Source organism: Streptomyces fructofermentans, from assembly GCF_014651055.1.
Classification (GTDB): Bacteria; Actinomycetota; Actinomycetes; order Streptomycetales; family Streptomycetaceae; genus Streptomyces; species Streptomyces fructofermentans.
Window position 1 is genome coordinate 135038 of record NZ_BMWD01000013.1, and the last position, 25860, is coordinate 160897.

Below are 25860 nucleotides of genomic sequence, written 5' to 3' on the forward strand. Positions count from 1 at the left end.
GGCGGCCGGATGCCCCAGGAACCCGGCGACCGCCGTGTCGTCGTCACCGGACCGCCGCGCCGCACCGGCAGGCTGAGCCGCAACCGTCCGCGCACCGAGATCGACGAGCAGACCACCCTCGGCCACACCTACGTCCGCTCCCTCATGCGCAGCCAACTGCGCACCGCGCTCACCGTGTTCGCGGTGCTCGTCCTCCTCGTCGGCCCGATGCCCCTGGTGTTCGCCTCGATCGGGGACAGTTCGAGCCTGGAGTGGATCGTGCTGGGCTTCTGCGTGTACCCCCCGCTCGTACTGCTCGCCCGCTGGTACGTACGCCGCGCCGACCGCAACGAGAAGGACTTCGTCCGCCTCGTCGAGGACCGCTGAGCCGTGCGCTCCTTGGTCCCGCCCACGAGAGGCACGCCCCCGGCGGCCACGTCCACGACGGACCCGCCCCCGACGGGTGCGCACACCGAGCCCGTGAACGAGAACCGCCCTTGAACGAGAGCCGCCCGTGAACGAGAACTACGCCGTCCCCGCGGTCGCCCTCGTGGTCGTCGCCACCGTCTTCGTCGGCGCCTTCGGCCTGCGCATATCCCGCACCACCTCGGACTTCTACGTCGCCTCGCGCACGGTCGGGCCCCGGCTGAACGCGGCCGCCATCAGCGGCGAGTACCTCTCCGCCGCCTCCTTCCTCGGCATCGCCGGCCTCGTCCTCGTCCAGGGCCCCGACATGCTCTGGTACCCGGTCGGCTACACCGCGGGCTACCTCGTCCTGCTGATCTTCGTCGCGGCCCCGCTGCGCCGCTCCGGCGCGTACACCCTGCCCGACTTCGCGGAGGCCCGGCTCGCCTCGCAGTCCGTACGGCGGCTCGCCGGGGCGTTCGTCGTCGGCGTCGGCTGGCTGTACCTCCTGCCCCAGCTCCAGGGCGCAGGACTGACCCTGAACGTCCTGACCGGAGCACCCAAGTCGCTCGGCGGCGTCATCGTCGCCGTCGTCGTCGTCGCCACCGTCGCCGCGGGCGGCATGCGCAGCATCACCTTCGTGCAGGCCTTCCAGTACTGGCTCAAACTCACCGCCCTGCTGATCCCCGCGCTCTTCCTGGTACTCGCCTGGCAGGGCGACGGGGCACCGCGCCACGCCTTCGACGAGCCCGCCACGTTCCGCGAGCACCGCGTCGTGCGCATCGACGCCGCACTCGACCTGAAACTCACCCGGCCCCTCACCGTCACCGCCGACGGCACCGTGGACGGCGTCCGGCACGAGAGCGACCGCGTCCGGCTCCCCGCGGGCGTCCACCGCATCGAACGCGGCACCCGGCTGACCTTCACCAAGGGCGACCCCGTCCCCATCGCAGACCGCGGCAGCAACGGCGGCATGTCCACCTCGCTCGCCGAGGGCCGCGAGGAACGCCCGCTGTACGCCACGTACGGACTGATCCTCGCCACCTTCCTCGGCACCATGGGCCTGCCGCACGTCGTCGTGCGCTTCTACACCAGCCCGCACGGAGTCGCCGCCCGCCGCACCACCGTCGCCGTGCTCGGCCTGATCGGCGCCTTCTACCTGCTGCCGCCCGTCTACGGGGCACTCGGCCGCCTCTACGCCCCCGAACTCACCCTCACCGGCGACGCGGACGCCGCCGTGCTGCTGCTGCCCGACCGGGTCGTCGGCGGCCTGGGCGGGGACCTGCTGGGCGCACTGGTGGCCGGCGGCGCCTTCGCCGCGTTCCTGTCCACGGCGTCCGGCCTCACCATGGCGGTCGCCGGTGTGCTCACCCAGGACGTACTGCCCTCCCGGGGCGTACGCCACTTCCGGCTCGGCACCGTCCTCGCGATGATCGTCCCGCTCGCCGCGAGCGTCCTCGTCGGCGGACTGCCCGTCGCCGACGCCGTCGGACTGGCCTTCGCGGTCTCCGCGTCGTCGTTCTGCCCGCTGCTCGTCCTCGGCATCTGGTGGCACCGCCTGACCCCGCCGGGCGCCGTCGCGGGGATGCTCGTCGGCGGCGGCTCGGCCCTCCTCGCGGTCGCCGCCACCATGGCGGGATTCACCGGCACCGGCACCCCGCACGCCCTGCTCGCCTGGCCCGCCCTCTGGTCGGTGCCCCTGGGCTTCCTCACCATGCTGCTGGTGTCACTGGCCACCCCCGGGCGGGTCCCGGCGGGCACGGCCGCGATCCTCGCCCGGTTCCACCTGCCGGAGGAACTCGCCGGCGGACAGGTACGTACGGAGGCCAAGGCATGAGTGGATTCCTGGCCGGGCTCTGCGTGGCCGCCCTGCCGCTGCTGGCGGCCGGGTTCTGGCTGGGCCGCCGCACCGCCCGCTCGCCCAGCCTGGGCGGCCTCGGCACCCCGGTCGAGCACGCCACCTTCGAGACCCTGCACACCGCGTCGCTCGCCGCGCCCCCGCTGCGCGCCGGACTCACCGGCGAGACCGCCCGCAAATCGGTACGGCGGCTGCGCACCCTGCTCGGCACGGACGCGCTCTGCCTCACCGACCAGGACACCGTCCTGGCCTGGGAGGGCGCGGGCGAACACCACCGCGACCAGATCATGGAACGCCTCGCGGGACCGCTGGAGACGGGCCGCGGGGAGGCCTTCCGGCTCGACTGCGACGAGCCCTACTGCCCGCTGCGCTGGGCCGTCGTCGCCCCCCTGACCGTCGACGACCGCGTGTACGGCACACTCGTCGCCTGCGCGCCCCGCGAGTCGGCCGTCCTGGTGCGGGCCGCCGGCGAGGTGGCCCGCTGGGTCTCGGTCCAACTGGAACTCGCCGACCTGGACCGGTCCCGCACCCGGCTGATCGAGGCCGAGATAAAGGCCCTGCGGGCCCAGATATCCCCGCACTTCATCTTCAACTCGCTCGCCGTGATCGCCTCGTTCGTCCGCACCGACCCGGAGCGCGCCCGCGAGCTGCTCCTCGAGTTCGCCGACTTCACCCGGTACTCGTTCCGCAGGCACGGCGACTTCACCACGCTCGCCGACGAACTGCACGCCATCGACCACTACCTGGCGCTCGTCAGGGCACGCTTCGGCGACCGCCTCTCGGTCACCCTGCAGATCGCCCCCGAGGTTTTGCCGGTGACGCTGCCCTTCCTCTGCCTCCAGCCCCTCGTGGAGAACGCCGTGAAGCACGGACTGGAGGGCGGCACCGCGGAGGTCGACCGCAGCCGCATCAGCATCACCGCGCAGGACGCCGGAGCCGAGGCGCTCGTCGTGATCGAGGACGACGGCCCCGGCATGGACCCGGACCGGCTGCGCCGCCTGCTGTCCGGCGAGGTCAGCCCCTCGGGCGGCATCGGCCTGTCGAACGTCGACGAACGGCTGCGGCAGGTGTACGGCGACGACTACGGCCTCGTCATCGAGACCGCGCTCGGCGCGGGCATGAGGATCACCGCCCGCCTCCCGAAGTACCAGCCCGGCGTGCATCCGGCGAGCCCGCTGACCCGTGACTGAGCCCCCGGGCGGCCGCGGGGGACACCCGGGGGCGGGGCGCGCGGTGCGTCAGGTGCTGCTGGACACCAGCATCGCCAGCGTGATCAGACCGAGCACCACCCATCCGAACCACAGCCAGCCACTGCTGCCGAGCGCCACCGTGTAGGCCGTGACCATCACCAGGCCGCCGACGGTGAGCACTCCCATCGTCTTCGTAGAACCGGGCATCGCACCACCCTTCTCATGGTCCGTCCCCTCCATGGTGCCCCGGTCCGGGCGAATTGCAGTCCGGACGACGAAATGCGTGCCGCACCGCCGCCCCGCGCCGCGGGTGGAGGACCTCAGCGGCTGCGCGCGTCGAGCGAGGCCAGGTAGGCGTTGTAGGCCTCCAGCTCCTTGTCGCCGTCGCGGTCGGCCGCCCGGTCCAGGCGCCTGGCCTGCCGCTGGTCCGACTTGTACCACTGGAAGAGCAGTGCCAGCAGCACCAGCACGGACGGGACCTCGCTGAACGCCCAGGCGATGCCGCCCGCCGCGTTCTGGTCGGCCAGGGCTTCGATGCCGAGCGAGGCGGGCGGGTTCCGGTACGTCTCGATCATCGGCTCCGACGCCATCATCAGCGCGATGCCGAAGAACGCGTGGAACGGCATCCCGGCGAACAGCTCCAGCATCCGCATCAGGTGGCCCGGCCGGTGCGGCCCCGGGTCGACGCCCATGATGGGCCAGAAGAACACCAGGCCGACGGCGAGGAAGTGGCACATCATCACGGTGTGCCCGGTCTGCGAGCCCATCAGGGTGTCGAAGACCGGGGTGAAGTACAGCGCGTACAGGCTCGCGATGAACAGCGGGATGGTGAACGCGGGATGCGTGACGATCCGCATGTACCGGCTGTGGAGCAGCGCCATGAGCAGCTCGCGCGGACCCTTGCGGCCCCGGCCCGCGACCGGCAGGGCGCGCAGCGCCAGCGTGATCGGCGCGCCGAGCAGCACCAGGATCGGCGAGACCATGCTGATCACCATGTGCTGCACCATGTGCACGCTGAACATGACCATGCCGTAGTCGTTCAGCCCGGTGCACATCACGAGCATCACGGTCAGCACACCGAGGACGAACGACACCGTCCGGCCGACCGGCCAGGCGTCCCCGCGCCGCACCAGCCGCAGCACGCCCCAGCCGTAGAGGGCCAGCGCGAACAGGCACGCGACGAGGAAGAACGGGTCCGCGGACCACTCGAGTCCCCGCCCCAGCGTGAACGGCGGCAGATCCATGGTCGTGCCGTGCCCGCTGTGATCCATCCGCCGGCTCCTGTTTCGAGATGCCCCCAGGTCCTTTTGGGCCACTGGGGGAGGGTTGAGCGCTGTCTGTCCGCACCAGACTAGAACCGACCCCGGCCGCCGAGGCGACCGGGGTCGGGGGAACGCTCCTCGCACGGGCGCGGAAGGGGGCGCCGTGCGACCGCGGCCGGTGAACGGCCGCGACAGGGCCGCTGCCTAGAGCACGCACTCCGCCTCGGCGTAGCGGTCCTCCGGCACGGTCTTCAGCGTCTCGACGGCCTCGGCCAGCGACACCATCACGATGTCCGTGCCCCGCAGCGCAGTCATCCGGCCGAACTCGCCGCGGTGCACGGCCTCCACGGCGTGCCAGCCGAACCGGGTCGCGAGGACGCGGTCGTACGCCGTCGGCGTGCCGCCCCGCTGCACGTGCCCGAGGATCACCGGGCGGGCCTCCTTGCCGAGGCGCTCCTCCAGCTCCAGGGACAGCTGGCGGGCGATGCCGGCGAACCGCTCGTGCCCGTAGACGTCCTTGCCGCCCTCGTCGAAGTCCATCGAGCCCGCACGGGGCTTGGCGCCCTCGGCGGCCACGACGATGGCGAACTTCTTGCCCGCCGAGAACCGCTCGCCGACCTTCGCGGCCAGCTCCTCGATGTCGAAGGGCCGTTCCGGCACGACGATCGCGTGGGCGCCCGCGGCCATGCCGGAGTGCAGCGCTATCCAGCCGGTGTGCCGGCCCATGACCTCGACGATCAGGACCCGCTGGTGGGACTCGGCGGTCGTCTTCAGCCGGTCCAGGGCCTCCGTGGCGACCCCGACGGCCGTGTCGAAGCCGAAGGTGACGTCCGTGACCGCGATGTCGTTGTCGATGGTCTTCGGCACGCCGACGATCGGCAGGCCGCTGTCCGACAGCAGGCGGGCCGCCTTGAGCGTGCCCTCGCCGCCGATCGGGATGATGGCGTCGAGCCCGAGCTCCTCGACATGGCCCCTGGCCCGCTCGACACCGTCACGCAGATGCGCCGGCTGGACGCGGGAGGAGCCGAGCATCGTGCCGCCGCGCGCCAGGATGCCGCTGACCGCGTCGAGGTCGAGCTTGAGGTAGTCGCATTCCAGAAGGCCTTTCCAGCCGTCCCGGAAGCCGATGACCTCGTCGCCGTGGTCCACGACGGCGCGGTGCACGACGGACCGGATGACGGCGTTCAGGCCGGGGCAGTCGCCGCCGGACGTGAGGACACCAATGCGCATAGCCCGAAATACCTTCTCAACGTGGGCCGGGATCCGGACCACGTTGTCCGGCTTGATCCCGGTCACCATACCGGCGCCACCGGGTGGTTCCGCACCGGGCGTCCGCCTGATGGACGTACCCGCACAAGTGAGCGCAGGTGCTGTCAGGCGGGCTCCCGGACCACGGTGCCGGGCAGGCCGGGGGGCACGCGCGAAGCGGCTTCGCGCGTGCCCCCCGTACGGCCTAGGCCGGCTGCTGGGCCGAGCTGATGCGCTCCGCGCGCAGCGCCTCGTACCAGCGGTCGTCGATCGGCGGCAGCGCGTTGACGTCGAGCGCCAGCTTCAGCAGCAGGTCCGCGATCAGCGGGTTGCGGGCGAGCACGGGCCCGTGCATGTACGTGCCGAAGACCGTGTCGTTGTACGCGCCCTCCGTGCCGTCGCCCGTGCCGTTGCCCTTGCCGAGCCGCACATTGGCGAACGGGCGGGCCGTGGGGCCCAGGTGGGTGATGCCCTGGTGGTTCTCGAAGCCCGTCAGCTGGGGCAGGCCCAGGCGCGCGTCGATGTCCCCGAGGACGTCGCCCACGCAGCGCTCGCCCTCACCGCGGGTGGAGACCACGTCGAGCAGGCCGAGGCCCGGCTCGCGCTGCCCGAGGTCGTTGATGAACTCGTGGCCGAGGATCTGGTACCCGGCGCACACCGAGAAGACGATGGCGCCGTTGCCGACCGCGCGGTCCAGACCCCCGTCGCGGCGCAGCCGCTCGGCCGCCAGCCGCTGCGGCCGGTCCTCACCGCCGCCGATCAGGTAGATGTCGCCGGAGGTCGGGATGGGCTGGTCGCTGCGCACGTCGAGACGCGCCACGTCCAGACCGCGCTGCCGGGCCCGGCGCTCGACGACCAGCGCGTTGCCCTGGTCGCCGTACGTGCTCAGCAGGTCGGGGTAGATCCACACCAGACGCAGGCTGTTGTCACTCATTCTCTTCGTCCTCCGGGGATCAGTTGCCGACACGACGCCTCAGGTCCTGGAACGCGGTGTAGTTCGCGATGACCTCGATCCGGCCCGCCGGCGCCATCTGCACCGCCTGGTCGAGGGTCTCGCACACCTGGAACGACTGGTTCGCGACCTCCAGGCGGACGGCCAGGTCGAGCTTGCGGTCACCGAGCACGAAGATCGGGTGGCCGGTGAGCCGCGTGTAGTCGACGTCCCACAGCCAGGACGTGTCGGTGCCGTCGGCGCCCCGCGCGTTCACGGAGAGGATCACCGGCGTCGGCGGCGGGTCGATCAGGGAGAACGTCTCCAGCCAGCCCGCCGGGTTCTTGGCGAGCAGCAGACGCAGGTCGCGCTGCATGAACTGCACGACGTCGTAGCGACCCGCGACCGCCTGCACCGCGTACATGCGCTCCAGGGCGACCTGCGGGGGCACGCCGAAGACGGCAGCGACGGCGGCCGACGACGCGGCGTTCGCCTTGTTCGCGCGGCCCGGCAGCTGGAGGTTGATCGGCCAGGCCGAACCGTGCGGATCGAGGACGTGGTCGCCGGAGAGGGCCCAGCTCGGCGTGGGGCGGCGGAAGCCGCACTCGCCGCAGAACCAGTCGTCGCCGGGCCGCTGCATGACACCGCCGCAGGACGGGCAGGACCACGCGTCGTCCTTCCACATCTGACCCGCGGCCACCCACACCACGTTCGGCGAGGAGGACGCCGCCCACACGACGAGCGGGTCGTCGGCGTTGGCGACCACGACGGCCTTCGAGCCGGCCAGCCCCTCACGCCAGTGCTCGGCCATCATCCGCGTCTCGGCGGCCCGGTCGAGCTGGTCGCGGGACAGGTTGAGCAGCGCGATGCACTTCGGGTCGGTGTCGCGGGCGACACCCGAGAGGTACTTCTCGTCGACCTCGATCACGGCGTACCGCGAGTCCGAGCCGCCGGCCAGGGCCGAGGTGATGCCCGCCGGCATGTTCGCGCCCAGCGCGTTGGAGACGACGGGACCCGCCGCCCGCAGCGCCTCCGCGATGAGACGTGTCGTGGTCGTCTTGCCGTTGGTCGCCGACACCAGGATCACGTCCAGGTGCTGCGCCAGTGTGGCCAGCAGGTCGGGGTCGAGTTTCAGCGCCACCCGGCCGCCGATCACCGATCCGCTGCCGCGCCCCGCGGCACGGGACGCCGCTGCGACCGCCTTGCCCGCCGTCACGGCCAGCTTGGCCCGCGGCGACAGCGGGTCCGAGTTGCCTGCCATCAGTTCTCGATCCTCCTTGCGTACGGCGCCGCGCCCTGCCCCCGGCAACGTGTGGCCCTCAGCCTATCGAGATCCACTCACCGGCCCGAACCGCGGCACCACCTCGGCACCCGCGCGACATTGAGGACCGTACCCTTGCCGCCATGCGACACGGCTCGATCCCGGGCGCCCGAGGGCGCGTGCTTCCCCTGTCCCTGCTCGGCGACCCGGTGCTGCACTCACCCTGTGAGGACGTCACGGAGTTCGGTGCCGAACTGGCCCTCCTCGTCGAGGACATGTTCGCGACAATGTACGCGGCCGAAGGCGTGGGCCTCGCCGCGAACCAGGTGGGCAGGCCGCTGCGGGTCTTCGTGTACGACTGCCCGGACGACGAGGACCGCCGTCATGTGGGGCACGTGGTGAACCCGCGCCTGGTGGAGGCGGACGGGATGGTGCTGCGCGGGCCGGAGGGCTGTCTGTCGCTGCCGGGTCTCGAGGCGGGCACCGAGCGGTACGACCACGCGGTGGTCGAGGGGGTCACGGCGGACGGCCGGCCGGTGCGGGTGCACGGCACCGGCTGGTTCGCCCGGTGCCTCCAGCACGAGTGCGACCACCTCGACGGCGGCCTGTACGTGGACCGCGTCACGGGATGGCGGCAGCGCCGTGTGATGCGGCAGGCGGCGCGGGCCTCCTGGCGCCGCTAGACGGCGTCAGAAGGCGGGGCCCCCGAGCTTGTCGCCGGCCGCCGCGAGCCTGCCCCACAGGAGGTCGGCCAGCGCGTGCACCAATTCGGCGCGTGAGCAGGGGCGTTCGCCGAGCCACCAGTCGCCGGCCGCGTGCATCATGCCGACGATGCCGTGCCCCCAGGCGCGGGCGAGCAGGTGGCTCGCGGGTCCGAGGTCGACGCGCTCCTCGATCACCTCGGCCAGTTCCTCGCCCATGCGGCGCAGCAGCGGGGTCGAGTGCGTGCCGACGTCGAAGCCCTGGTCGCTCTGCGGGCCGCCCTCCGAGGGGTGCATCAGGAACCGGTACACCTGCGGACGGGCCTCGATCGCCGCGAGGTAGGTGTCGAGCGTGGCCTCCACGCGCTCCCGCCGTTCCGCCGGGGCGTCCAGGGCGGCCCGCAGCGCTTCGAGGAGCGCGTCGGTGTGACGCTTGGCGAGGGCGGCGTAGAGTCCGCCCTTGTCGCCGAAGTGGCGGTACAGGATGGGCTTGGTGATGCCCGCCTCGGCGGCGATGGCGTTCATCGAGGCGCCGGGGCCGTCGCGGAGCACCACCCGGTCCGCGGCCTCCAGCAGCTCTCGCCGGCGGCGGTCCGCGGACCTCTGCTGATCGGTCCGCTGCGTGGTCTCCATGTGCTCTCCCCACCTGTGCTGATTCGGTGACGCCTGCGCAACGTAACACCCGGAGGCGATTGTGCCTCGAACGGGCAGCCGAGCAGGAATGGGGAGTTGACTTTTCCTACCGACGGGTAACAGGCTACCGTTACCGCAAGTAACATGTAAGTGCAGCGCTGGAGGGGTCATGGCCGGGTTCACCATGGAGCTCAACGACGAACAGAAGGAGGTCCGGGACTGGCTGCACGGCTTCGCCGCCGACGTCATCCGCCCCGCGGCCGCCGAATGGGACGAGCGCGAGGAGACCCCCTGGCCCGTCATCCAGGAAGCCGCCAAGGTCGGCATCTACTCCCTGGACTTCTACGCTCAGCAGTACTTCGACCCCACCGGCCTCGGCATCCCGACGGCCATGGAGGAACTGTTCTGGGGCGACGCGGGCATCGCCCTGTCGATCGTCGGCACAGGCCTCGCCGCGGTGGGGGTCCTCGCCAACGGCACCGAGGAGCAGATCGGCACCTGGATCCCCCAGATGTACGGCGATGCCAACGATGTCAAACTCGCCGCGTTCTGCTCCTCCGAGCCCGACGCCGGATCCGACGTCGCCTCGATGCGGACGCGCGCCGTCTACGACGAGGCCAAGGACGAGTGGGTCCTCAACGGCACCAAGACCTGGGCGACCAACGGCGGCATCGCCAACGTGCACGTAGTGGTCGCCGTCGTCGACACCGAACTGGGCTCGAAGGGCCACGCCTCCTTCATCGTCCCGCCGGGCACCCCCGGACTGTCCCAGGGGCAGAAGTTCAAGAAGCACGGCATCCGCGCGTCCCACACCGCCGAGGTCGTCCTCGACAACGCCCGCGTGCCGGGCTCCTGCCTGCTCGGCGGCAAGGAGAAGCTGGACGAGCGCCTGGCCCGTGCCCGGGAGCGGGCCAGGGCGGGAGGCGGCGAGCGGCTGAAGAACGCGGCGATGGCCACGTTCGAGGCGTCCCGGCCCGCCGTCGGCGCGATGGCGGTCGGCACGGCCCGCGCGGCCTACGAGGTCGCCCTCGACTACGCGTCGACGCGCGAGCAGTTCGGCCGGCCGATCATCGACAACCAGGGCGTCGCCTTCCAGCTCGCCGACATGCGCACGCAGATCGACGCGGCCCGGCTCCTGGTCTGGCGCGCCTCCTGGATGGCCGTCAACGGCAAGCCGTTCACCGCCGCCGAGGGCTCGATGTCGAAGCTGTACGCCAGCGAGACCGCGAAGAAGGTGACAGGCCAGGCCATCCAGATCCTCGGCGGCAACGGCTACACGCGGGAGTACCCGGTGGAGCGCATGCACCGGGACGCGGCGATCTACACGATCTTCGAGGGCACCAGCGAGATCCAGCGGCTCGTGATCGCCCGCACGCTGTCGGGCAAGCCGATCCGCTGACGTCGGAGGGGGAGCGGACCGCTGCGGCCGGTCGGCCGGCCGTGGCCGACCGTGCACGACCCGGCGCCGGTCCTGCGCTCCGGGCGCCCCGGCGTCGCGCACGGGCCGGGGCCGGTCCGCGGCCGGACCGTGAGGCCGCACTCCGGCGGGACCGGGGAGGACTGGCGGGACCGGTCGGCGACCCTGGGGCGGCTGCGGCGAGCGGGACCGGTGGACGCTGGAGCTGTCGGGGCGAGCGGGGGCCGGTGTTCCGAGCGCGTCACCGTCACTCCGAGTGAACGGAGACCAGGGCGTCGGCTGCGGCGCCGCCGCCCGTCTCCCCGGGCGCGGGGCGGGCCGGACAGGGGCGCCGGGACGGCCCCGCGCGGCGAGGCGAATCGAGGAGCCGGAGCCCGCGATGCCCGCCCCGAACGCCGGGCCGCAGGGCGGCGGAGACCGGGGCGGTGCCAGCCGCGGCGGGCCCGTCCGGAGCGCGGACTGCCGCACCGGCCGCCGGCACGACGCGAGCCACCGTGACCCGCACGGGGGCCCGACCCCGGAGGCGGGCGGGCGCGGCCCTAGCCGGAGGCGCCACCGCTGCTGTGGGCGATGCAGGCGACGTCGATACGGTCGGCGAGCTTCGCGAGTTCGATGGTGAGCGTGGCCACGGTGTCCTCGTCGAGGCCCTCCTGCCCGGCCTCGACCAGACGCAGCCAGCGGCCACCCACCGTGCGCAGGAGCTTGCTGACGTCGGCGGCCGTCACCTGCAACGTGCCGCGGTCGTCGACGATCAGAGGCAGGGTCACTTCGCGGTTCACAGAGGGGATCGTAGCTGCGGAACGCTCACGCTCCGTGCCATACCGTGGTGATGTTGCAGAACTCGCGGATTCCGTGGCCCGACAGCTCGCGTCCGTAACCCGACCGCTTCACCCCGCCGAACGGGAACGCCGGGTGCGACGCCGTCATCCCGTTGACGAAGACACCGCCCGCCTCCAGATCGCGTACGAAACGCTCCACCTCGGCCTCGTCGCGGGTCCATACGTTCGAACTCAGGCCGAACGGCGTGTCGTTGGCCAGGGACACCGCCTCGTCGAGGTCGGCGGCGCGGTACAGCGTCGCCACGGGACCGAACGCCTCCTCCTGGTGGACGCGCATCGCGGGAGTGATGTCGGCGAGGACGGTGGGCGGGTAGTACCAGCCGGGCCCGTCGGGGCGCTCGCCGCCGCACAGGACCGTCGCGCCGTTCTCGACGGCGTCGTCCACCAGCTCCTCCAGGTCGGCGCGGCCCTGCTCCGTGGCGAGCGGGCCGATGTCGGTTTCCTCCTCCTGCGGGTCGCCCGTCCGCAGCGCCCGCATGCCCGCCGTGAACGCCTCGGCGAACGCGTCGAACACGTCGGCGTGCACGATGAACCGCTTCGCGGCGATGCAGGACTGCCCGTTGTTCTGCACCCGGGCCGTCACCGCCGTCCGCGCCGCCGCTCCGACGTCCGCCGACGGCATCACCACATAGGGGTCGCTGCCGCCCAGCTCCAGGACCGTCTTCTTCACCTCGTCCCCGGCGACCGAGGCGACCGCGCGGCCCGCCGGCTCGCTGCCGGTCAGCGTGGCCGCCCTGACCCTCGGGTCGCGCAGGACGCCCTCCACCGCTCCGGACCCGATCAGCAGCGTCTGGAAGCAGCCCTCCGGAAAGCCCGCCCTGCGGAACAGGTCCTCCAGGTACAGGGCGGTCTGCGGAACGTTCGACGCGTGCTTGAGCAGCCCCACGTTGCCCGCCATGAGCGCGGGCGCCGCGAACCGGACCACCTGCCACAGCGGGAAGTTCCACGGCATCACGGCCAGCACGGGACCCAGCGGTCGGTACCGCACCAGGACCCGGGAGGCACCCGAGTCCCGAGCCGCCGACTCGGGCGCCACCTCGTCGGCGAGGAGCTCCTCGGCATGGTCGGCGTACCAGCGCATCGCCTTCGCGCACTTGGCGGCCTCGGCGCGGGCCTGCTTCACCGGCTTGCCCATCTCCGTGGTCATCACCCGGCCGATCTCCGGCACGTCCTCGTCCAGCAGATCGGCCGCGCGCCGGAGCAGCCGGGCCCGGTCCGCGTACGACGTCGTACGGTGCGCGCGGTACGCCGCCTCGGCGGTCGCGAGCCGGTGCTCGATCTCCTCGGCGCCCAAGGCGTCGTACGTCTTGAGCGTCTCACCGTTCGCGGGGTTCACCGTCGCGATGGGCATGGCCGACCTCCTGATACGGACTGTCCCTCGACCCTCCCGCGCCGCGGGGCGGCCCGCAACGCGGAGGCCGCCCCGCGTACCCGCAAGGACCCGGCGCATGCCCCTCGCGCCGTCAAGGCCCCTCCGCGGACGGCTCCCCGAGGCGGTCGAGGAACGCCGCCTGGGCGGTGACGAGCAGCTCCCGCGCCCGGTCGAGACCCAGCCACGCCACCCGGTCCAGCTCGGGGAACTCCCGCATCCGCCCCGAACCGCGCGGCCACTCCATCGTGAACGTCCCGGGTGCGAACGCCGCCGTGTCGAGGTCCGCCTCGACCGCCCACACCGTGACGATCTTGCCGTTGCGCTGGGTCACCTCGCCCAGCGGACGGACCGGGCCCTCGGGAGGCGGGAGCCCCAGCTCCTCGGTGAACTCCCGCCGCGCCGCGTCCCAGGCCGTCTCGTCGGGCCCGTACTCGCCCTTCGGCACGGTCCACGCCCCGCTCTCGCGGCCCGCGAAGAACGGCCCGCCCATGTGCCCCAGCAGGACCTCCGTGGTGTCGCCGGCGCCCCGGACCAGCAGCAGCCCCGCACTGCGCTTCGGGGCCCTCACGGGGCGGCCTCCGGGTGCGCGGCGAGCAGGGTCTCGACGGTGTCGGCCTCCGCGGCGGTCTTGTCCTCGCGGTAGCGCACGACGCGGGCGAAGCGGAGCGTCACACCCGCCGGATAGCGCGTGGAACGCTGCAGACCGTCGTACGCGATCTCCACGACCAGCTCGGGCCGTACGGTCACCACATGCCCGCCGTCCTCCATGGCGAGCCCCCGCAGCCGCTCGGTCTGCCAGGCCAGCATCGCGTCCGTCATGCCCTTGAACGTCTTGCCGAGCATCACGAACGAGCCGTCCGCGCCACGCGCCCCCAGATGCAGGTTGGAGAGCTTTCCCGTGCGCCGCCCGTGCCCCCACTCGGCGGCCAGCACGACCAGGTCCAGCGTGTGCACCGGCTTCACCTTGAGCCAGGACGCGCCGCGCCGCCCGGCGCTGTACGGGGCGTCCAGGGCCTTCAGCACCACCCCCTCGTGACCGCGCGCCAGAGTGTCGGCGAGGAACCGTTCCGCGGCGGCCCCGGCCCCCTCGTCGGCCGGGTCGGCCACGACGACGCGCCGGACACGCATCGGCTCGGGCACCAGCCCCTCCAGCTCCGTACGGCGCTCGGCGAAGGGCAGGTCGAGCAGGTCGCGGCCGTCCACCGACAGGGCGTCGAAGAAGACGGGGGAGACGGGCACCGCCTCCGCGGCCGACGCCACGTCCACCCGCGAACCCACCCGCCCGGCCGTCTCCTGGAACGAGCGGGGCCGCCCGTCCGCGCCCAGCGCGAGGACCTCGCCGTCCAGGACGAACCGCTCGCCCCGCAGCCCGCGCACCGCGGCGGCGACCTCCGGCAACCGGTCGGTGATGTCGTCCAGGGTGCGCGTGTACAGGTGCACGGAGTCGCCGTCGCGGTGGACCTGGACCCGGATGCCGTCCAGCTTCTCCTCCACCGCGCAGGCACCCAGCCTCTCCACCCCCTCGGCGACCGAGCGGGCGCTGTGCGCCAGCATCGGCAGGACCGGACGCCCGACGGTCAGCCGGAACTCGCCGAGCACCTCCGGCCCCCCGGCGAGCAGCCGCCGCGCCACCGCCGGGAGCGACCCGGCCAGCATCACCGCCCGCCGCACGCCGTCCGGGGGCGCGCCGGTCGCCCGGGCCAGGCCCTCGACGGCGACCGCGTCGAGCGCCCCCTGGCGCACCTCGCCGCCGATCAGGCCGAGCAGGAACCGCTGCTCGGCGGCGGTGGCCGAGCCCATGAGGTCCGCGACCAGCCGGGCCCGCTCGGCCTGCGAACCCGGGCCGGACACCTCCGCGAGCCGGGAGAGGCGGGCGTCGACCTCCAGGACGGTGAGCGTGGGCTCCTCGGCCGGCGGCACGGGCGCGGACAGGATCTTCCAGCCGACGCCCAGCCGGCCCTGCGGCAGGCGGCCCGCCAGGTACGGGATGACGACGGGCGCGTCCTCCGCCCCGGCGTCCCGGAACAGCTCCGCGAGCAGAGCGATCTTCCGGGACCGCGCCGAGGTGGCGGCGACCTCCTGGGACACGTGGGCGAGCCGGCTCAGCAGCATGCAGCCATCGTGCAACGCGGGGGCCCGCCGCACACCCGGGCGCCCGCGCCCGCCCCGCCACGACCCCGGCGGCCTCCTGCGGCCAAGAGAGCCGTGCCCCTCCCGCAGCCGCCTGTCCCGCACTCCGTCCGTGCCCACGCGGGCCCACGCGGGCCCACCGGAACCGGCGGCCCCTCCGCACTCGGTGCCCGCACCGGGCCACCGGTGGCCCGGTGCGGGCCGCGGCTAGCTCCCGGTGGACGCGTCCAGGTCCGCGAAGAGCAGCTCGCCGTTGATCGTGGCACCCGCCCGGTAACCGCCGCTCGCCGCGTTCACGACCTGCTCGGCGAACCCGGTCGCGTTGCCCGCCGCCCAGACGCCCGGCACCGAGGTCAGGCCCGTCGCGTCCACCACGGGATACGCGCCGAACGGCGTCTCCTCCAGCTCGGCGCCCAGCCGCTCCAGCAGCCCCGTGCGCGGAACGGCCCGCGGCGCCACGAACAGCACCGAACGCGCGTGCACCGTGCCGTCCGCCAGGCGCACCCCGGTGAGCCGGTCGTCCTCGACGGCCAGACCGGCGACCTCGCCCGGCACCACGGAGACCCCGGCCGCCGCCAGCCTGCGCAGGTCCTCGTCCGCGAGCCCGTCCTCGGACACCGTGTGCAGGAACAGGACCACGTCCTTGGACCACTGCGAGACCATCAGCGCCTGGTGCACGCCCATCGGGCTCGTGGCCAGCACGCCGAAGGCCCGGTCCCGTACCTCCCACCCGTGGCAGTACGGGCAGTGCAGGACGTCCCGGCCGAACCGCTCGGCCACCCCCGGCACCTCCGGAAGCTCGTCCGCGAGCCCGGTGCCGACGAACAGCCGGCGCGCGCGCACCGTGCGCCCGCCCTCCAGCGTCACGTCGAACTCGCCGTCCGCGTCCCGCACCACGTCCAGCACCCAGTCCCGTACGAGCTCGACGCCGTAGCGGGCGATCTCCTCGCGCCCCACGGCCAGGAACTCCCCCGGCGACATCCCGTCCCGCGACAGATAGCCCTGCATGTGCGCCGCCGGCGCGTTGCGCGGCTCGCCGCCGTCGACGACGAGCACCCGGCGCCGCGCACGGCCCAGGACGAGCGCGGCGGAGAGCCCCGCCGCACCGCCGCCGACGACGACCACTTCGTACCTCTCGGTCATGGTGACCACCTCCACCACCGAAGGTCCTCCCGGCCCTGCCATATTGACAAACAGCTTTGCCGAAACTGCAATACGGGCATGAACGAGCACGAGGAACGCGACGACCGCCACGACCGCGACGAGCGTGACGAACAGGAGGAGCGGCACGAGCACGAAGGCCGCGAGGACCACGGGGAAGCCGGCACCGACGAGGTCCTCGCCGAGGTCGGCCCGCGCCTGCGCCGCATCCGCAAGGAGCGCGGCGCCACCCTCGCCGGACTGTCCACCGCCACCGGCATCTCCGTGAGCACCCTCTCCCGCCTCGAGTCCGGACTGCGCAAACCCAGCCTCGAACTCCTGCTGCCCATCGCCCGCGCCCACCAGGTCCCGCTCGACGAACTCGTGGGCGCGCCGCCCGTGGGCGACCCGCGCGTCCGGTCCAAGCCCATCGTCCGGTACGGCCGCACGCACTGGCCGCTCACCCGTCAGCCCGGCGGACTCCAGGCGTTCAAGGTGCTCGAACCCATGCGCAACGACGAGCCGGAGCCCCGCACCCACGAGGGCTACGAATGGCTCTACGTGCTCTCCGGGCGGCTGCGCCTCGTCCTCGGCGACCACGACGTGGTGCTGAGCGCGGGAGAGGCCGCCGAGTTCGACACGCGGGTCCCGCACTGGTTCGGATCGACGGGGGAGGGGCCGGTGGAGTTCCTGAGCCTGTTCGGACCGCAGGGCGAGCGGATGCACGTGAGGGCGCGCCCGTCCACCCGGCGACCGTGACGGACGAGACTGTTCCCTGATCGGCAAGCGACCGCTTAGTATGCGGTGGAGCCCGTTCGGACGGCACGGAAGCCGACGGGGCACGCGGACACCGAGGGCCCGGTCGCGGTCGGCGCACCGGCACCCGCCGCGGGCCCCCGACGCGAACGGCCCGACGTGAACGCCACCGGGGCGCACAGGACGCCCCGGCGCGGACCCACGCCCGACGACGCCCGCACGCCCCGACGGCGCACGGACGTCCGGGCGGACACGTCCCCGAGGCGAACGAAACGAACACAGTCCCGTGGAGGCCCCGCATGCAGGCATGGCAAGTGCGTCAGACCGGTGAGCCCGGCGAGGTGATGCGCCTCGCGGACGTGGAGCGACCCGTCCCCGGCGACGGGCAGGTCCTCCTCAAGGTGCGCGCCGCGAACATCAACTTCCCGGACGCCCTGATGTGCCGCGGCCAGTACCAGGTCAGGCCGCCGATGCCGTTCACCCCCGGCGTCGAGATCTGCGGCGAGACCGAGGACGGCCGACGCGTCATCGCCAACCCCGCCCTCCCGCACGGAGGCTTCGCCGAATACGCCGTCGCGGACTCCGCGGCACTGCTGCCCGCCCCCGAGTCGCTCGACGACGCCGAGGCCGCCGCCCTGCACATCGGCTACCAGACCGGCTGGTTCGGCCTCCACCGGCGCGCACACCTGGAAGCCGGCGAGACCCTGCTCGTGCACGCCGCCGCCGGCGGAGTCGGCTCCGCCGCCGTGCAGCTCGGCAAGGCCGCCGGCGCCCGTGTCATCGGCGTGGTCGGCGGCGCCGACAAGGTCGCCGTCGCCCGCGAACTCGGCTGCGACGTGGTCGTCGACCGCCGGACCGAGGACGTCGTCGCCGCCGTCAAGGAAGCCACCGGCGGCCGGGGCGCCGACGTCGTCTACGACCCCGTCGGCGGCGACGCCTACACGCAGTCCACCAAGGTCGTCGCCTTCGAGGGCCGCATCGTCGTCGTCGGCTTCGCCAGTGGCACCATCCCCAACCCGGGCCTCAACCACGCCCTCGTGAAGAACTACGCCATCCTGGGCCTGCACTGGGGCCTCTACAACACCAAGAACCCCAAACTCGTCCTGCACTGCCACGAGCAGCTCACCGAACTCGCCGCCCGCGGCGCGATCAAGCCGCTCATCAGCGAACGCGTAGCGCTCAGCGGTGCCGCCGACGCCGTCCAGCGAGTGGCCGACGGCGTCACCACCGGCCGCGTCACCGTGCTGCCCGCCCTGCGGAACGGAGCCGGCGCATGACCGACGCCGCCGAACTCCGCCGCCGCACCGCCGAGTTGCTCGCGGCCAACCCGCCCGCGACCACCGACCGCCTCGACTTCCTCAAAGCCCGCTTCGACGCCGGACTGGCCTGGGTGCACTACCCCGAGGGCCTCGGCGGCCTCGCCGCCCCACGCTCCCTCCAAGCCGTCGTCGACACCGAACTGGAGGCCGCGGGCGCCCCCGACAACGACCCCCGGCGCATCGGCATCGGCCTCGGCATGGCGGCCCCGACCATCCTCGGCTACGGCACCGACGAGCAGAAGCGCCGCTTCCTGCGACCCCTGTGGGTCGGCGAGGAAGTCTGGTGCCAGCTCTTCAGCGAACCCGGCGCCGGCTCCGACCTCGCGGCACTCGGCACCCGAGCCGTACGCGAGGGCGACGACTGGATCGTCAACGGCCAGAAGGTGTGGACGTCCAGCGCCCACGTCGCCCGCTGGGCCATCCTCATCGCCCGCACCGACCCCGACCGGCCCAAGCACCGCGGCATCACCTACTTCGTCTGCGACATGACCGACCCCGGCGTCGACGTGCGGCCCCTGCGCCAGATCACCGGCGAGGCCGAGTTCAACGAGGTGTTCCTCACCGACGTCCGCATCCCCGACGCGCACCGCCTCGGCGAGGTCGGCGACGGCTGGCGCGTCGCCCAGACCACGCTCATGAACGAACGCGTCTCCATCGGCGGCATGCGCATCCCGCGCGAGGGCGGCATGATCGGCCCCGTCTCGAAGACCTGGCGCGAGCGGCCCGAACTGCGCACCGCGGACCTGCACCAGCGCCTGCTCACACTCTGGGTCGACGCCGAGGTCGCCCGCCTCACCGGCGAACGTCTCCGGCAGCAGATGGTCGCCGGCCAGCCGGGACCCGAGGGCTCCGGCATGAAACTCGCCTTCGCCCGCCTCAACCAGGAGATCAGCGGCCTGGAGGTCGAACTCCGCGGCGAGGAAGGCCTCCTGTACGACGACTGGACGATGCGCCGGCCCGAACTCGTCGACTTCACCGGCCGTGACGCCGGATACCGCTACCTCCGCTCCAAGGGCAACAGCATCGAGGGCGGGACCAGCGAGGTTTTGCTGAACATCGTCGCCGAACGCGTGCTGGGACTGCCCTCCGAGCCGCGCACCGACAAGGACGTCGCCTGGAAGGACCTCGCACGATGAGCCCCGAGAGCCCCGAGAGCCTGGCAGGCACCGAGAGCCCCGCGACTCCCCGGAGCCCCGGGGCCACCGCCCGCTCCGGCAACCCGAACGGCACCGACAACCCGAACGGCTCCGACAACCCGAACGGCTCCGGCAACCCGGTGGGAAAGACGCCCGACCTGCTGTACTCGGAGGACGAGGAAGCGCTCCGCGCCGCCGTACGCGACCTCCTCACCGACCAGTGCGACGCACCCGCCGTCATCGCCCGCACCGAGTCGGACCGGCCGCACGACCCCGAGCTGTGGAAAGCCCTCGGCGACAGCATGGGCCTCGCGGGACTCCTCGTCCCCGAAGCACTCGGCGGCCAGGGCGCCACCCACCGCGAAGCAGCCGTCGTACTCGAGGAGTTGGGGCGTTTCGTCGCCCCCGTCCCCTACCTCACCAGCGCCGTCGTCGCCACCGAGGCACTGCTCGCCTGCGACAGCGACGCCGCCACCACCCTGCTCACCGCACTGGCCACCGGCCGCACGACCGGCGCACTCGCCGTACCGCTGTCCGCCGGACCCGCCGCACCCCTCAAGGCCGTACGCCACCAAGACGGCACCCTGCACGGAGAGTTGACCGGCATCGCCGACGCGGCCACCGCCGACGTACTGCTCGTCCCCGGCGACGACGGCGCCCTGTACGCCGTCGACACCGACGCCCCCGGCGTCACCGTCACCGCGCAGACCGCCCTCGACCTCACCCGCCCCATCGCCCGTGTGAGCCTCGACGCCGCCCCCGCCCGACGCCTCACCCCGGACGCGGAAACAGCCGTACACCGCGCACTGCGAGCCGGCGCCGGACTGCTCGCCTCCGAACAACTCGGCCTCGCAGACTGGTGCTTGACCGAGACCGTCCGCTACCTCAAGGAACGCAAGCAGTTCAACCGCCCGGTCGGCGGATTCCAGTCCATCAAGCACCGGCTCGCCCAGGTGTGGCTGGAAGTCGTCAACACCCGCGCCGCCGCCCGCAACGCCGCCGACGCACTGGCCACCCGGAGCCCCGACACGGACATCGCAGTCGCCGTCGCCCAGGCGTACGCCGCACCCGTCGCCGTCCACGCGGCCGAGGAGGCACTCCAACTCCACGGCGGCATCGGCATGACCTGGGAACACCCCGCCCACCTCTACCTGAAGCGCGCCAAGGCCGACTCGATCGCCTACGGCACCGCGGGCCGTCACCGCGAGGCCCTGGCCGAGTTGGTCGACCTCCAGGCACCCTGACCCCGACCGGAGGACCCCACGGGGCCACCGAACACCCCGGCACACACCGTACGAAGGCCCGCTCCCATCCCCCCGGACAGGAGCGGGCCTTCGCCGTGCCCGCACCGTGAACGAACAGCGGCAGCTCGGCCAACTCCGCGCACACCACTGCTTCCCGGCACCTCCCCGACCCCATACTCCTGACGTCCCGTACGGCACTCCCCGGGAGGCAGAGCATGGCCCTCACCACTCGCCGCAGAGCCCTCACCGTCCTCGGCGCCGCCCTCGCGACCGGCGCCGCCGCCACACCGGCCCAGGCCCTGACCGGCTCACGGAAGCACCACCCCCGCCCGCTCCGGCGGGCCCACGCGCACAACGACTACCTGCACCCCCGCCCCCTCCTCGACGCACTCGACCACCGCTTCACCAGCGTCGAAGCCGACATCTTCCTCGTCGGCGGAGAACTCCTCGTCGCCCACGACCCCGCCGACCTGGACCCCGCCCGCACCCTCGAATCCCTCTACCTCGCCCCACTCGCCGCCCGCGTCAGGGCCAACCACGGCTCGGTGTACCAAGGGCACCACCAACCACTCCAACTCCTCATCGACATCAAGACCGAAGGCGCGTCCACCTACCTCGAACTCGACCGCCGACTGCGCCGCCACCGCCACCTCTTCACCACCTACGCGCACGGCCGAGTCCGCCCCGGCCCCGTCACCGCGGTCGTCTCCGGCGACCGCGCCGCGCGCACACCCATGGAGGCGCAGACCGTACGACGCGCCTTCTACGACGGCCGCCTCACCGACCTCGGCACCGCCGCACCGGCCTCCTTCGTCCCGCTCATCAGCGACAACTGGACCCTGAACTTCACCTGGCGCGGCATCGGCGCGTTCCCGGACACCGAGCGGCGGGAACTGCGGACCATCGTCTCGACGGCCCACTCCCGCGGACAACGCGTCCGCTTCTGGGCCACCCCCGACCTGCCCGGCCCCGAACGCGACGCGATCTGGAGCGAACTCGTCGCCGCCGGCGTCGACCACCTCAACACCGACGACCTCGCCGGCCTCGAGGCCTTCCTCGCCGCCCACGACCGCCGCTAGCAAGGACCCGTCACACGCAGTCAACACACGTTCGGCGGACACGTCAGCCGCCCGGACGAACCTTCAGTTACGCCACACTTGCGGCCGAATGCCGCGGTGTGGACGTGGCGGAGGAGGTTGACGATGGCGATTTCCATCAGCGTGGTGGTACTGCTCCTGATCCTGGCGGTGGTCTTCGTGCGCAACGGCGCGCTGAAGCTCTCCCACGCCGCCGTATGCGTCCTGCTCGGCTTCTACCTCGCGAGCACCAGCATGGCCCCGACCATCCACGACGGGCTCACCGCGACGGCCGACATCGTCAGCAACCTCAGGCCCTGACCCCGTGCACCGGCCCGGACCAGCCGCACCCGGGCCGGTACACGCGGGTCAGCCCGCGGAGGACACGGAGGGCACGGAGGGCACGGACGACACGGCGGGCGCGGCGGGCGCGGAGAACACGCCGATGCCGTTGGGCACCGGACGCTCCACCCCGCCACTGGGATGGTTGCGCACCGTCGCGGAGGCCGACCCCGGCTCCCGGGCGACCAGAGTCGTCGAGCCGCCGCCGTCCAGACTGAACGCGTCGACCGAACCCAAACCGCGCATGGCGGAGGCGACTTCGGCGATCGTGAGCCCGCCACGGAACTCGGGCGCCCCGTCGAGCGCGAACAACAGCAGCCGGTTGCCGCCGTCCGTAACGCCCGCCGCCGTACGCACCGCCGACGTCTTGCCGTCGAGCCCCGCGAGCGGCTTCCCCGCCCGCAGCACCGGATACCCGCCCACGACGAAGCGGTACGGAACCCCGGACGAGGCCGCGACCAACTGGTGCCGCACGGTCACCCGCTCACCGACGGACAACTTCCGCAACTCCTGCGCACCCGCCTCACGGCCCACCAGAACCGTGCTGCCCGACGTGATCGGCCCGCTGCCGGGCGCGTCCGCCGTCGAGGCGACCACACCGTCCCGGACCGTCACCTCGTGCGTGTCCGCACTGCAGGGCGCGGCCCGGTCGGTGTCCGTGCCACAGGTCGCGCGCACCCGCGAGACACTGCCCCAGTCCGACGTGAACGCGCCGACGGACCCGACGGGCAACGCGTACTGGTTGAGCCCCCCGAGCGGAAGCCGAGTCGCCGCCGTCTCCACCGAACCGTCCAGCGCCAGACTGTCCAGGCGGGCCTTCCCGTCGGTCCCCACCCCGAGCACGTCCCGCGTACTCGTACCCGGCGGCAGAGCGGGACCGAAACGCTGCCCGTCCGGCACCGCCGCCTTCAGCGTGCGCCCGCCCGCGATCGCCGGGCCGACGGGCGCACCCGTCGCCGCCACCCCGGGATGCTGGGTCTCGGTGATGTTGAAGAAGTCGCCGTTGACACCCGCCACCGCACCCTGGGCACCGGCCAGCCGCGACACCGTGGCCCGCGCCGCCACCGCCCCCGGATGCAGCAGATCCACGCGCACCGATGGATCGCTCAGATCCACACTGACCACATGCGCGTGCGCCACACCAGCCGCGGCCGGGATGTCGAACTCCGTGTACCGCACCCCGGGTGCGATCCGGTGATACCCCGTCACCGATCCGTCCGGTGACGCGTCGGCCGGTGCCGCCCCGGCGAGGGCGGCACCGGCCAGCGCGCTCCAAGCGGCGAAGACGGTCCATGCGGTTCTGAGTCGTCCGGTGCGTCGTCCCACGCTGCCCTGCTCTCTCCGCTGTCTCCTCAAATGGCTCAGGACACGGGGGAGTTCACCACAAGGCGGCGGACGGGAGGGCCACTACGTGCCGACGAGGCGCGAACGCGTCAGGAAACGCACCCCTTCGGGTGCCTCCAGGGAGAAGCCACTGCCCCGGCCCGCCACCACGTCGATGATCAGCCGGGTGTGGCTCCACACCTCGTACTGGCTCTTCGACATCCAGAACTCCACCGGCTCCGCCACCCCCTCCACGACCAGCGAGGCGAGCATGACGTCCGAACCGCCTGTCCGGAACTCGCCCGCCGGATAGCACATCGGCGCACTGCCGTCGCAGCAGCCGCCGGACTGATGGAACATCAGCGGGCCGTGCGTGCCGCGCAGCCGGAGCAGCAGCTCGGCGGCCGCGGGCGTCAACTCGACACGCGGGGCGGAAGAGGTCACCGTGCATCACTCCTCGTCGCTCTGGGGCAGGGGGCAGGGGCAGGGGGCAGGTGGAGAGTGCGGGGGCGGAGGGCGGAGGGCAGGGGGTAGAGGGTGGGGGCGGCGGCCGTGCCCGGACCGACCGAATGCACGTGACATACCCACGGTGGGCGCCGGAAGCGGCCTCCGGCCGGGACGCGCGCCCCGGCCGGACACCCGTTACCGCTAGAAGAAGCCCAGCTTCTTCGGCGAGTACGACACCAGAAGGTTCTTCGTCTGCTGGTAGTGCTCCAGCATCATCTTGTGCGTCTCACGGCCGATACCGGACTGCTTGTAGCCGCCGAACGCGGCATGCGCCGGATACGCGTGATAGCAGTTCGTCCAGACCCGGCCCGCCTGGATCGCCCGGCCGGCCCGGTACGCCGTGTTCATGTCGCGCGTCCACACCCCCGCGCCGAGCCCGTACAGCGTGTCGTTCGCGAGCTTCATCGCGTCGTCGAAGTCGGCGAACGACGTGACCGACACCACCGGACCGAAGATCTCCTCCTGGAAGATCCGCATCCGGTTGTCTCCCTCGAAGATCGTCGGCTGCACGTAGTAGCCGCCCGCCAGCTCACCGTCGTACTCGATACGGTGACCGCCCGTCAGAACCTTGGCGCCCTCCTGCTGGCCGATGTCCAGATACGACAGGATCTTCTCCAACTGGTCGTTGGACGCCTGCGCGCCGATCATCGTGTCCGTGTCCAGCGGATGCCCCGGCTTGATCAACTCGGTACGCTCGACCGCCGCCTCGATGAACTCGCTGTAGTGACCCTGCTGGACGAGCGCCCGCGAAGGACACGTACACACCTCACCCTGATTCAGGGCGAACATCGTGAACCCTTCCAGAGCCTTGTCCCGGAAGTCGTCGTCCCGCGACCACACGTCGTCGAAGAAGATGTTCGGCGACTTGCCACCCAGCTCCAGCGTCACCGGCTTGATGTTCTCGGCGGCGTACTGCATGATCAACCGCCCCGTCGTGGTCTCGCCCGTGAACGCGACCTTGGCCACCCGAGGACTGGACGCGAGAGGCTTGCCCGCCTCCACACCGAAGCCGTTCACGATGTTCAGCACACCCGGCGGCAAGAGGTCCGAGACCAGGCTCAACCAGTAGTGGATGGACGCCGGGGTCTGCTCCGCGGGCTTCAGCACCACCGCGTTGCCCGCGGCGAGCGCGGGAGCCAGCTTCCACACCGCCATCAGAATCGGGAAGTTCCACGGGATGATCTGCGCGACGACACCCAGCGGCTCGTGGAAGTGGTACGCCACCGTGTCGTCGTCGACCTCGCCCAGCGATCCCTCCTGCGCGCGGATCGCCCCCGCGAAGTAGCGGAAGTGATCGATGGCGAGCGGGATGTCCGCCGCCAGCGTCTCACGCACCGGCTTGCCGTTCTCCCAGCTCTCCGCGACCGCGAGCTTCTCCAGATTCGCCTCCATCCGGTCGGCGACCTTGAGGAGGATGTCGGAACGAGCGCCCACCGACGTACGGCCCCAGGCGGGAGCGGCCGCGTGCGCCGCGTCCAACGCGCGCTCCACGTCCTCCGCCGTACCTCGCGCCACCTCGGTGAACGGCTGCCCGTTCACCGGACTCGGGTTCTCGAAATACTGACCGCGGGCCGGAGGGACGTACTCGCCGCCGATGAAGTGGTCGTACCGCGCCTGGTAGGAGACGATCGCGCCCTCGGTGCCGGGCGCCGCGTAACGGGTCATGTGCTCTGCCTCCCGTGGAAGGACCGCCCGCCGTTGGACGGCTCTCGGCGCGAGAGTAGGGACGCGGACGTTGCAGGTACGTTGCGGGGAGGGTGTGGGGGCGCGGGCTGTGAGGGCGCGTGGTGT

General features: G+C 72.5%; 25 protein-coding genes. 11 read left to right on the forward strand and 14 right to left on the reverse strand.

What is annotated here, in order from left to right; genetic code table 11:
- Positions 1-9 precede the first annotated feature (9 nt).
- The 3 genes from IE265_RS19585 to IE265_RS19595 all read left to right on the forward strand — a co-directional run bounded on the left by IE265_RS19585 (position 10) and on the right by IE265_RS19595 (position 3432).
- On the forward strand, positions 10-366 hold the full coding sequence (locus IE265_RS19585) for a hypothetical protein (protein ID WP_190036915.1): 357 nt from the start codon (positions 10-12) through the stop codon (positions 364-366).
- Positions 367-493: 127 nt separating this feature from the next.
- Positions 494-2221, forward strand: coding sequence for a sodium/solute symporter (locus tag IE265_RS19590; RefSeq protein WP_190036916.1), 1728 nt, complete (start codon positions 494-496; stop codon positions 2219-2221).
- Positions 2218-3432, forward strand: coding sequence for a sensor histidine kinase (locus tag IE265_RS19595; protein ID WP_190036917.1), 1215 nt, complete (start codon positions 2218-2220; stop codon positions 3430-3432). Before IE265_RS19590 ends, IE265_RS19595 begins: the two co-directional genes overlap by 4 nt.
- 48 nt (positions 3433-3480) lie before the next feature.
- On the opposite strand, the gene IE265_RS19600 is transcribed toward IE265_RS19595, so the two are convergent.
- From IE265_RS19600 to IE265_RS19620, 5 genes are all read right to left on the reverse strand, one after another.
- The gene (locus tag IE265_RS19600) at positions 3481-3639 is read right to left on the reverse strand and encodes a hypothetical protein (RefSeq protein WP_190036918.1); all 159 of its coding nucleotides are present in this window, start codon (positions 3637-3639) and stop codon (positions 3481-3483) included.
- A gap of 113 nt (positions 3640-3752) precedes the next feature.
- Entirely contained in the window at positions 3753-4703 is a 951-nt protein-coding gene (locus IE265_RS19605; RefSeq protein WP_190036919.1) for a cytochrome c oxidase assembly protein, read from the reverse strand.
- A 195-nt stretch (positions 4704-4898) separates the two neighbouring features.
- On the reverse strand, positions 4899-5924 hold the full coding sequence (locus tag IE265_RS19610; RefSeq protein ID WP_190036920.1) for a 6-phosphofructokinase: 1026 nt from the start codon (positions 5922-5924) through the stop codon (positions 4899-4901).
- A gap of 223 nt (positions 5925-6147) precedes the next feature.
- Positions 6148-6876 (reverse strand): type 1 glutamine amidotransferase, encoded by a 729-nt coding sequence (locus IE265_RS19615; RefSeq protein ID WP_190036921.1) that lies wholly within the window; start codon positions 6874-6876, stop codon positions 6148-6150.
- 19 nt (positions 6877-6895) lie between these two features.
- Entirely contained in the window at positions 6896-8134 is a 1239-nt protein-coding gene (locus tag IE265_RS19620) for a MurT ligase domain-containing protein (RefSeq protein ID WP_190036922.1), read from the reverse strand.
- Between the two features lie 143 nt (positions 8135-8277).
- Between IE265_RS19620 and def the strand changes: the two genes are divergently transcribed.
- On the forward strand, positions 8278-8817 hold the full coding sequence (gene def, locus IE265_RS19625) for a peptide deformylase (protein ID WP_190036923.1): 540 nt from the start codon (positions 8278-8280) through the stop codon (positions 8815-8817).
- 6 nt (positions 8818-8823) lie between these two features.
- On the opposite strand, the gene IE265_RS19630 is transcribed toward def, so the two are convergent.
- Complete coding sequence (locus IE265_RS19630; protein WP_190036924.1) at positions 8824-9468, reverse strand: TetR/AcrR family transcriptional regulator; 645 nt, start codon at positions 9466-9468, stop codon at positions 8824-8826.
- Positions 9469-9637: 169 nt separating this feature from the next.
- On the opposite strand from IE265_RS19630, the gene IE265_RS19635 reads away from it, so the two are divergent.
- Positions 9638-10867 (forward strand): acyl-CoA dehydrogenase family protein, encoded by a 1230-nt coding sequence (locus tag IE265_RS19635; RefSeq protein WP_190036925.1) that lies wholly within the window; start codon positions 9638-9640, stop codon positions 10865-10867.
- A 557-nt stretch (positions 10868-11424) separates the two neighbouring features.
- Here IE265_RS19635 and IE265_RS19640 read toward each other — a convergent pair.
- From IE265_RS19640 to IE265_RS19660, 5 genes are all read right to left on the reverse strand, one after another.
- Positions 11425-11664 (reverse strand): DUF6213 family protein, encoded by a 240-nt coding sequence (locus IE265_RS19640; RefSeq protein ID WP_190036926.1) that lies wholly within the window; start codon positions 11662-11664, stop codon positions 11425-11427.
- A 25-nt stretch (positions 11665-11689) separates the two neighbouring features.
- Positions 11690-13075, reverse strand: coding sequence for an NADP-dependent succinic semialdehyde dehydrogenase (locus IE265_RS19645; protein WP_190036927.1), 1386 nt, complete (start codon positions 13073-13075; stop codon positions 11690-11692).
- 112 nt (positions 13076-13187) lie between these two features.
- On the reverse strand, positions 13188-13664 hold the full coding sequence (locus tag IE265_RS19650) for an NUDIX hydrolase (protein ID WP_190036928.1): 477 nt from the start codon (positions 13662-13664) through the stop codon (positions 13188-13190).
- Complete coding sequence (locus IE265_RS19655) at positions 13661-15208, reverse strand: ATP-dependent DNA ligase (RefSeq protein WP_190036929.1); 1548 nt, start codon at positions 15206-15208, stop codon at positions 13661-13663. The genes IE265_RS19650 and IE265_RS19655 overlap by 4 nt, the downstream gene beginning before the upstream one ends.
- A 225-nt stretch (positions 15209-15433) precedes the next feature.
- Positions 15434-16369: an NAD(P)/FAD-dependent oxidoreductase gene (locus IE265_RS19660; RefSeq protein ID WP_190036930.1), complete on the reverse strand. Its 936-nt coding sequence runs from the start codon at positions 16367-16369 to the stop codon at positions 15434-15436.
- 78 nt (positions 16370-16447) lie between these two features.
- On the opposite strand from IE265_RS19660, the gene IE265_RS19665 reads away from it, so the two are divergent.
- The 6 genes from IE265_RS19665 (at position 16448) to IE265_RS19690 (ending at position 22218) form a co-directional block, all read left to right on the forward strand.
- Positions 16448-17125 (forward strand): helix-turn-helix domain-containing protein, encoded by a 678-nt coding sequence (locus IE265_RS19665; protein WP_229916297.1) that lies wholly within the window; start codon positions 16448-16450, stop codon positions 17123-17125.
- Positions 17126-17421: 296 nt separating this feature from the next.
- Positions 17422-18399, forward strand: a complete 978-nt coding sequence (locus IE265_RS19670) for an NADPH:quinone oxidoreductase family protein (RefSeq protein ID WP_190036931.1) — start codon at positions 17422-17424, stop codon at positions 18397-18399.
- Entirely contained in the window at positions 18396-19577 is a 1182-nt protein-coding gene (locus IE265_RS19675; protein WP_190036932.1) for an acyl-CoA dehydrogenase family protein, read from the forward strand. The genes IE265_RS19670 and IE265_RS19675 overlap by 4 nt, the downstream gene beginning before the upstream one ends.
- Before the next feature lie 140 nt (positions 19578-19717).
- Positions 19718-20821, forward strand: coding sequence for an acyl-CoA dehydrogenase family protein (locus tag IE265_RS19680; protein WP_229916302.1), 1104 nt, complete (start codon positions 19718-19720; stop codon positions 20819-20821).
- A gap of 215 nt (positions 20822-21036) precedes the next feature.
- On the forward strand, positions 21037-21900 hold the full coding sequence (locus tag IE265_RS19685; protein WP_190036934.1) for a phosphatidylinositol-specific phospholipase C/glycerophosphodiester phosphodiesterase family protein: 864 nt from the start codon (positions 21037-21039) through the stop codon (positions 21898-21900).
- Positions 21901-22023: 123 nt separating this feature from the next.
- On the forward strand, positions 22024-22218 hold the full coding sequence (locus IE265_RS19690; RefSeq protein ID WP_190036935.1) for a hypothetical protein: 195 nt from the start codon (positions 22024-22026) through the stop codon (positions 22216-22218).
- A 48-nt stretch (positions 22219-22266) separates the two neighbouring features.
- Here IE265_RS19690 and IE265_RS19695 read toward each other — a convergent pair whose 3' ends face one another.
- The 3 genes from IE265_RS19695 to exaC form a co-directional block, all read right to left on the reverse strand.
- Positions 22267-23565: a phosphodiester glycosidase family protein gene (locus IE265_RS19695; RefSeq protein ID WP_190036936.1), complete on the reverse strand. Its 1299-nt coding sequence runs from the start codon at positions 23563-23565 to the stop codon at positions 22267-22269.
- An 81-nt stretch (positions 23566-23646) separates the two neighbouring features.
- A complete protein-coding gene (locus IE265_RS19700; protein WP_190036937.1) occupies positions 23647-24006 on the reverse strand; it encodes a DUF779 domain-containing protein in 360 nt (119 codons plus the stop codon).
- A gap of 204 nt (positions 24007-24210) precedes the next feature.
- The gene (exaC, locus tag IE265_RS19705; RefSeq protein ID WP_190036938.1) at positions 24211-25734 is read right to left on the reverse strand and encodes an acetaldehyde dehydrogenase ExaC; all 1524 of its coding nucleotides are present in this window, start codon (positions 25732-25734) and stop codon (positions 24211-24213) included.
- Between the last annotated feature and the right edge of the window lie 126 nt (positions 25735-25860).

Coding starts and splice junctions, on each gene's coding strand:
- IE265_RS19690 (WP_190036935.1), top strand. CDS start 22,024: ATGGCGATTTCCATCAGCGTGGTGGTACTGCTCCTGATCCTGGCGGTG.
- IE265_RS19675 (WP_190036932.1), top strand. CDS start 18,396: ATGACCGACGCCGCCGAACTCCGCCGCCGCACCGCCGAGTTGCTCGCG.
- IE265_RS19615 (WP_190036921.1), bottom strand. CDS start 6,876: ATGAGTGACAACAGCCTGCGTCTGGTGTGGATCTACCCCGACCTGCTG.
- IE265_RS19665 (WP_229916297.1), top strand. CDS start 16,448: ATGAACGAGCACGAGGAACGCGACGACCGCCACGACCGCGACGAGCGT.
- IE265_RS19630 (WP_190036924.1), bottom strand. CDS start 9,468: ATGGAGACCACGCAGCGGACCGATCAGCAGAGGTCCGCGGACCGCCGC.
- IE265_RS19635 (WP_190036925.1), top strand. CDS start 9,638: ATGGCCGGGTTCACCATGGAGCTCAACGACGAACAGAAGGAGGTCCGG.
- exaC (WP_190036938.1), bottom strand. CDS start 25,734: ATGACCCGTTACGCGGCGCCCGGCACCGAGGGCGCGATCGTCTCCTAC.
- IE265_RS19670 (WP_190036931.1), top strand. CDS start 17,422: ATGCAGGCATGGCAAGTGCGTCAGACCGGTGAGCCCGGCGAGGTGATG.
- IE265_RS19660 (WP_190036930.1), bottom strand. CDS start 16,369: ATGACCGAGAGGTACGAAGTGGTCGTCGTCGGCGGCGGTGCGGCGGGG.
- IE265_RS19645 (WP_190036927.1), bottom strand. CDS start 13,075: ATGCCCATCGCGACGGTGAACCCCGCGAACGGTGAGACGCTCAAGACG.
- IE265_RS19685 (WP_190036934.1), top strand. CDS start 21,037: ATGGCCCTCACCACTCGCCGCAGAGCCCTCACCGTCCTCGGCGCCGCC.
- IE265_RS19620 (WP_190036922.1), bottom strand. CDS start 8,134: ATGGCAGGCAACTCGGACCCGCTGTCGCCGCGGGCCAAGCTGGCCGTG.
- IE265_RS19585 (WP_190036915.1), top strand. CDS start 10: ATGCCCCAGGAACCCGGCGACCGCCGTGTCGTCGTCACCGGACCGCCG.
- IE265_RS19610 (WP_190036920.1), bottom strand. CDS start 5,924: ATGCGCATTGGTGTCCTCACGTCCGGCGGCGACTGCCCCGGCCTGAAC.
- def (WP_190036923.1), top strand. CDS start 8,278: ATGCGACACGGCTCGATCCCGGGCGCCCGAGGGCGCGTGCTTCCCCTG.
- IE265_RS19655 (WP_190036929.1), bottom strand. CDS start 15,208: ATGCTGCTGAGCCGGCTCGCCCACGTGTCCCAGGAGGTCGCCGCCACC.
- IE265_RS19600 (WP_190036918.1), bottom strand. CDS start 3,639: ATGCCCGGTTCTACGAAGACGATGGGAGTGCTCACCGTCGGCGGCCTG.
- IE265_RS19605 (WP_190036919.1), bottom strand. CDS start 4,703: ATGGATCACAGCGGGCACGGCACGACCATGGATCTGCCGCCGTTCACG.
- IE265_RS19595 (WP_190036917.1), top strand. CDS start 2,218: ATGAGTGGATTCCTGGCCGGGCTCTGCGTGGCCGCCCTGCCGCTGCTG.